The organism is Pseudomonas sp. MD195_PC81_125, assembly GCF_014060985.1.
Lineage (GTDB): Bacteria > Pseudomonadota > Gammaproteobacteria > Pseudomonadales > Pseudomonadaceae > Aquipseudomonas > Aquipseudomonas parakoreensis.
In genome coordinates, this window is the sequence record NZ_JABULD010000699.1 from 1 (window position 1) to 6,326 (window position 6,326).

At 61.8% G+C, this 6,326-nt stretch carries 4 protein-coding genes and 3 pseudogenes; 5 read left to right on the forward strand and 2 right to left on the reverse strand.

Annotated elements, in window-relative coordinates; genetic code table 11:
- Window positions 1-79 precede the first annotated feature (79 nt).
- Window positions 80-441 (forward strand): annotated as a pseudogene (locus HT737_RS27310) (DUF6124 family protein).
- A gap of 65 nt (window positions 442-506) precedes the next feature.
- On the opposite strand, the pseudogene HT737_RS27315 reads toward HT737_RS27310, so the two are convergent.
- Both HT737_RS27315 and HT737_RS27320 read right to left on the reverse strand, forming a co-directional pair.
- Window positions 507-1,266: pseudogene (locus tag HT737_RS27315) on the reverse strand (helix-turn-helix transcriptional regulator).
- A gap of 148 nt (window positions 1,267-1,414) precedes the next feature.
- Entirely contained in the window at window positions 1,415-2,338 is a 924-nt protein-coding gene (locus HT737_RS27320; RefSeq protein ID WP_182404377.1) for a universal stress protein, read from the reverse strand.
- 309 nt (window positions 2,339-2,647) lie between these two features.
- Here HT737_RS27320 and HT737_RS27325 point away from each other — a divergent pair.
- The 4 genes and pseudogenes from HT737_RS27325 (at window position 2,648) to HT737_RS27340 (ending at window position 6,291) form a co-directional block, all read left to right on the forward strand.
- Window positions 2,648-3,723 (forward strand): annotated as a pseudogene (locus HT737_RS27325) (NAD(P)-dependent alcohol dehydrogenase).
- Window positions 3,724-3,758: 35 nt separating this feature from the next.
- Window positions 3,759-3,974, forward strand: a complete 216-nt coding sequence (locus tag HT737_RS27330; protein ID WP_182404378.1) for a hypothetical protein — start codon at window positions 3,759-3,761, stop codon at window positions 3,972-3,974.
- A 38-nt stretch (window positions 3,975-4,012) separates the two neighbouring features.
- On the forward strand, window positions 4,013-5,251 hold the full coding sequence (locus HT737_RS27335; protein ID WP_182404379.1) for a DUF4010 domain-containing protein: 1,239 nt from the start codon (window positions 4,013-4,015) through the stop codon (window positions 5,249-5,251).
- A gap of 116 nt (window positions 5,252-5,367) precedes the next feature.
- Entirely contained in the window at window positions 5,368-6,291 is a 924-nt protein-coding gene (locus tag HT737_RS27340) for a universal stress protein (protein ID WP_182404380.1), read from the forward strand.
- The last annotated feature ends 35 nt before the right edge of the window (window positions 6,292-6,326 follow it).

Sequence of the window (6,326 nt, forward strand, 5' to 3'; positions counted from 1 at the left end):
CAAGATCAAAAGATCGCAGCCTGCGGCAGCTCCTACAGGTCATCATTCATTCAAAATGCCTCGATCGGAGTGCCAGCTGATGTCCGAAACCCCACCCAATCCGCCGATCACAGAATCGGTATCAGCCGTACGAATCCCTCAACTCCAGAAAACTCCACGAAGCCGCCGAACGCGCCCTCGACCATTACCTCGCGCCCGCGCACATCATGGCAACGCCGTACAGCCCCCAGCAGCATGTTCCTGGTCAACCCGCAAACCGACACCGAATCCCTGCTGGCCAACGCCTGCGAATCCCTGGCCTCGGCCACGGTCATGCTCGGTGATTTCGCCGGCACGCTGGAAGGGCCGGGTCGCAATACGGCGCTCGGCATTGCGCAAGTGGTGATGCTGGGGGAGTTGGCGGTGAATCAAGCGCTGGACAGAGTCATGCCGAAGGATTAAGCCGCCAATGTAAAAAAAACCGCCACCCGGGGGAGGGCGGCGGTTTTTTTTCTTCAGTGGCGGACTCAGGCCGCGCTGGTGGCGGTGGACGTGTCCTCCGGCGAGTACATCCAGCGCATCAACGAATGCCGGCCGCTGATTCCCAGCTTGATCGCGGCGCGCTTGAGATAGCTTTCCACCGTGTTGACCTTCAACTGCAATTGCTCGGCCAGCTCCGGCGCGGTACGCCCGGCGAGCAGGCCAATGCACACCTCGGTTTCGCGATTGGACAGGCTCAGGCCCAGTTGCTGCAAACGTTCGTTGAAGCGCAGTCGCAGGTTGTCCAGGCCCGGTTGCGCGCCGTCAGTGCCGGGCGACGGCTCTTCAGTGCCGGTTTGCAAGGGTTGCAGGGCGTGTATGTGTTTTTCCACCATCGGCAACAGCACCGGAGAGATGTCCTGCAACAAACTCTGCTCCTGAGCCGAGAACCGTTGCGACTGGTCGTTGCGATACACCGAAATCACGTAGCGGTAGCCGTCCTTGCGTCGGGTCAGGTGCAATTGTGAGGCGTCGGCGCTGGCGGAGGCGGGCGGGTCTATTGGGCGCGCTCGAGCGTGCGGCAATGTGTTCGCAGAATACCGTTTCAGCCTGCTGGGCCGGGTCTTTGCCGGTTTCCGGCGGATTGCGATGGGCGGGGCGGCCCACCGGCTCAACGCGCATTTGCCGAATGTGCGTGGCGTCCACCGCCAGTTGCGTCTGGATCAGGTCATGCAGCATTCGCGGAAAGTGCCGGCTACCGGTGCTCGCAATGACTTTGCCGATATGGGGAAACAGGTGTGAGTTCATAAACATCATCCATGAGTTGCAGGTGAAACAGTCCCATTCCTGACCTGCGTCGAGCATGTTCCCTGGTCGGCGCAATGTCAGGATGTGGATCCTATCCTAGTACAACGTTTGAAAGACGGTTTAATGAAGGCGTTATCAGCTTATAACTTCACTCGATTTTTTCCGGCGCCACCACCCACACGCTGCACGGCATCTTGTACAGCAGGTGTTCGACGGTGCTGCCGATCAGACGGCCCACACCCCGGTGGGCGATGCGGCCCATGACGATCATGTCGATGTCATAAGCATCGGCGTAGCTGGCCAGTACCTTGGCCGGGTCACCCAAAATCATGTGCTGGTTTTCTGCCGGAATATCGTTGCGTTCGGCCAGCTCACGGAACGCTTCGCCCTGGGCATCGAACAGCGCTTTGGCGGCATTGGAGGAAAAGAACGCGGAGGCGTGATCGAAACCGAATTCGGCGGCGCTGAGCGAGGTCAGATCATGGGCGTAAATCACGTCGAGTTGCGCGTTACACAGCGTCGCCAGTTTATCGGCCTCGTACAGAATCCGGTCGTTCAGACCTTGGTACTGACCATCGCGATGGAACGGGTCGACCGCCGCGACAATCCGCCGTGGCAGCGCGTGTTGCACATGGCTGACGAAATGCAGCGGCACCGGGCATTCGCGCAGCAGGTGCACATCCAGCGGGGTGAACATCAGGCGCGACAGCAGTGATTCGTGCTCCAGTGCCTTGATCAGCGCCGTCATCGGTTGTTCGCGCAGGTGAATGAGGATTTCCTGCAGCGGCCTTTCGACCCAGACCACCTCGGTGGTGACGTGCACCCCGAGTTTGCGCAATGGCCGGGCCTGATCCTCAAGCCATTGATGATGGCGTTCGATGTAACCCAGGCGCATCTGTTCCAGCGCTTGTTCGTTGACCAGTCCGGCGGTCGCCAGGCCTTCCAGATAATCGAAGGCGACGATGTGCAACGCCGCGTCGGAGGCCTTGGCCAGCGCGGCGGCGCGCTCGAAAGCCGGGCTGTTTTTCATCAGGGGCGAAACCACCAGCATGAAACGCGATTGCTCAGACATGACAAATCTCCCGTGGTTGATCGCACACACGACGCGAAAGGGCGGCGTTGTGTTCGGGCCGTGAGCCTTGAGTCCATCGTGGCCCGGGCGTGGCGGGCGGGATTGATATTTGTCAACGGGGCGATTCACCCACACAGTCCATCGGACGTGCGGTATGAGGAGGCTGTCCGGGATCCCGGGTGGGAGCGGGCGTGCTCGCGACAGCGGTGGGCTGATCCGCAGATTGTTTGACCATTATCAACGTTGGCGCTGTGACGACGGCGCAGTCTTGAGGACATCTCAAGCTGCGACCGCTCAGAGGATTTGATCATGACCATGATGAAAGCAGCGATCTTCGTCGAAAAGAACCGCATCGTGCTCGACGACAAGCCGATTCCGCAAGTTGGGCCACTGGATGCGCTGGTGCGCGTCACCACCACGACTATTTGCGGCACCGACGTGCATATCCTGCGCGGCGAATACCCGGTGGCCAAAGGGCTGACCATCGGTCATGAGCCGGTGGGCGTCATCGAGCGACTGGGTTTCGCAGGTGCGCGGTTTCGTCGAGGGTCAACGGGTGATCGCCGGGGCTATCACGCCCAGCGGCCAAAGTTACGCTTGCCTGTGCGGTTGCGGCTCGCAGGACGGCCCGGACACCCGCCACGGCTTCAAGGCGATTGGCGGCTGGAAGTTCGGCAACACCATCGACGGCTGCCAGGCCGAATACGTGCTGGTGCCGGACGCCCTGGCCAATCTGTGCCCGATCCCCGACGGCCTCAGCGACGAACAGGTGCTGATGTGCCCGGACATCATGTCCACCGGTTTTTCCGGGGCGGAGCGCGGGGAGATCAACATCGGCGACAGCGTCGCGGTCTTTGCCCTCGGGCCGATCGGCCTGTGTGCGGTAGGCGGGGGCGCGCCTCAAGGGCGCCACCACGATCATCGGCGTCGATGCCGTGCCCGAACGCATGAGCGTCGCCCGCCGACTGGGCGCGACCCATGTGGTCAACTTCAAGGACGGCGACGTGGTCGAGCAGATCATGGCGTTGACCGATGGCCGTGGCGTCGACGTGTCCATCGAAGCGCTGGGCACCCAAGGTACGTTCGAATCGGCCTTGCGGGTGCTGCGTCCCGGTGGTCGCTTGTCGAGCCTGGGGGTGTACTCCAGCGACCTGCGCATTCCGCTCAATGCCTTTGCCGCCGGGCTGGGCGATTACAGCATCGTCTCGACCCTGTGCCCCGGTGGCAAGGAACGCATGCGCCGCTTGATGGCGGTGGTGCAAAGCGGCGCGGTGGATCTGTCGCCGCTGGTGACCCATCGCTTCAAACTCGATGACATCGAGGCGGCGTATGAGCTGTTTGCGCATCAGCGCGACGGGGTCATGAAGGTGGCGATTACCCCTTGAACAAGGGCCTTTTCCGATTTGACGGAGGCTTTTCGATGAACATTGATATCAGTGCAACGGCGGCGCCGCATGGCTGGGTGGTGTCGCTGGATGATTGTCGCGTGTACTTCAATCAGTTGCAGGAGGCGCAGGCTTTTGTCAGCCGGCTCCAGGCCCGTATCGACGCGCCGCATCCCTGGCCACACGCAACTGAGCGTCAAACATTTACCCCACCCGCGCCGGCCAGAACCGTGAAGGCTGTTGCGGGCTGAATTCGATCCGCGCAGGGGTAAGACAGGGCAAATCGACGATGAATGAATCCCTGGGCATGACGGGGGCGGCGGCTGCCTTGGGCATCGGCATGCTCATCGGTCTTGAGCGCGAACGGCACAAGGGCACGGGTGAGCGTCGAGGCAGCGCAGGTTTGCGCACCTTCGCGATCAGCGCGTTGCTGGGCTACGCCGCGATGGTGGTGGGGGCGGCGCTGTTGGTGGGGATTGTAGCAATCGGTTTGACCTTGCTGATCACCGTCGCCTATTGGCGCGGGCGCGATGACGACCCCGGCGTGACCAGCGAAGTGGCGCTGCTCATCGTGCTCATATTGGGCGCGTTGTGCACACGCTCTCCCGAACTGGCGGTGGCGATTGGCGTGGTGGTGGCGGGTTTGCTGACGTATCGGGAAAAGCTGCATGACTTCGCGATCACGCAGTTGAGCGAAACCGAAATGCGCGATGGCCTGATCTTGCTGATAACCGCGCTGGTGGTGTTGCCGTTGACGCCGGATCGCTACATCGGGCCGTATGCCGCGCTCAATCTGCGCACTATTTGCACCTTGACGGTGTTGCTGATGCTGGTGGGCGCCGGCGGGCACATTGCCGTTCGTACGCTGGGCATTCGTTACGGCTACGTCCTCAGCGCCATCGCCTCCGGCTTCGCTTCCAGCACCGTGACCATTGCGACAATGGGCCATCGGCTCGCCCGGGAGCCGGCGAATCTGCGGATCCTCGGCGCGGCGGCGCTGCTGTCCAATCTGGCGACCATGGTTCAGACCGGGCTGATTCTCGCCACCGTCGATCCAGCCTTGTTGCGCACCATGTGGCTGCCGTTAGTCTGCGGCAGCGTGGCGGCGCTGATCTACAGTGCTTGTCTGATGTTTCCCCGACCCGCCAGAGGAACTGAAGAGACGCTGCCGGCAGGCGGTGCATTCAACCTGAAACTGGCCTTGATCGTCGCGTTGACCATGACTGCGATCACCCTGGTGTCATCGGCCATGCTCAGTCAATTCGGCCAGGTGGGCGTGATGCTCACCGCCACCTTCAGCGGGTTCGCCGATGCGCACGCGTCAACCGCCTCGATCGCCGGGTTGGCCAAGGCCGGTCTGTTACCGGTGGAGGCGATTGTCGCTCCGGCGCTGATCGCGATCAGCAGCAACTCGTTGAGCAAATGCGTGGTGGCCTGGGTCAGCGGCGGCAGGCGTTTCGCGGCGATTGTCATCCCCGGGCAAGTGTTACTGACACTGGCGATGTGGGCCGGCACTTTGTGGCACTGAAATCCGGCGACGCGGGTTTGAGGCAGAGCTGATCAAGATCAACTCGTCGGCAGCAGGAGCGGGCAATCTGGAGATCTGTTCACTCGAACCCGATGGCCGCCGTGCCGAGGTGCCCCATGTCGCAGACCCAACGCTTGTTGTTGATTGCTCCCCCTACCATGAGCCACACCCCGGCGTTCGAGCGTGCCGCCGCGTTGGCCGTCGCCATGCAGTTACCGTTGCACATCGTCGCTTTCGATTACCTGCAGGCGCTGGCGGTGGCGGGCCTGTTCGCCCCTGAACAAATCCGTCTGGCCCGGGACGGTTATTTGCGCACGCATCGCCAGTGGCTGGCCGAGCAGGGCAAATTGCTCGAACGGCATGGCATCCAGGTCACCAGTGAGGTGGTCTGGGTGCAACATCCTTACGAAGAAGTCCTGCAGTTCGTCAACGAAATGCCGGTATCGCTGATCATCAAGGACGCGCAGCAGGAGTCAGCGTTGAAGCGGGTGTTTTACACCCCGCTGGATTGGCAACTGCTGCGCGATTGCCCGGTGCCGGTGCATCTGGTCACCGATGACGTGCATCCAAGGCCACGCAGTGTGCTGGCGATCATTGATGTACTGCGCAGTGAAGATCAGGACCTGCTGTTCAACGATCAGATTGTCGACGCCGCGGTGCGCCTGGCCGAGCAGTGTGATGCCAGGCTTGAGTTGCTGCATGTCTACGACTGGGCGGCGGTGTATGCCACGGACATGGGCTACGGCGCTTTGCCGCTGGCCACCGGCATCTATGAGTCACTGGGCAGTGCGCAACAGGAGGCATTTGCCGCCCTGGCCGAACGCCACGGTGTGCCGCCGACCTGCCGACATTTTGTCGAGGGACCACCGGTGCCGAGCATTTGCGAGTTTGCCGCCGAACATCACATTGAGGTGATCGTGTTGGGCACGGTGCAGCACCACGGTTTGAACAAGTTGTTGGGCACCACCGCCGAACAGATCCTGCATCGCGCGCCGTGCAGTGTGCTGGCGATCAAACCGGGACATACCTTGCAATCGTGAAAAAAATCGCCCGGCCCGAGTCGTTTGCAGACTCG

What these genes read in the sequence shown, in the direction of transcription:
- HT737_RS27320 (WP_182404377.1), bottom strand. Translation starts at nt 2,338, where the DNA reads ATGTCTGAGCAATCGCGTTTCATGCTGGTGGTTTCGCCCCTGATGAAA.
- HT737_RS27340 (WP_182404380.1), top strand. Translation starts at nt 5,368, where the DNA reads ATGTCGCAGACCCAACGCTTGTTGTTGATTGCTCCCCCTACCATGAGC.
- HT737_RS27330 (WP_182404378.1), top strand. Translation starts at nt 3,759, where the DNA reads ATGAACATTGATATCAGTGCAACGGCGGCGCCGCATGGCTGGGTGGTG.
- HT737_RS27335 (WP_182404379.1), top strand. Translation starts at nt 4,013, where the DNA reads ATGAATGAATCCCTGGGCATGACGGGGGCGGCGGCTGCCTTGGGCATC.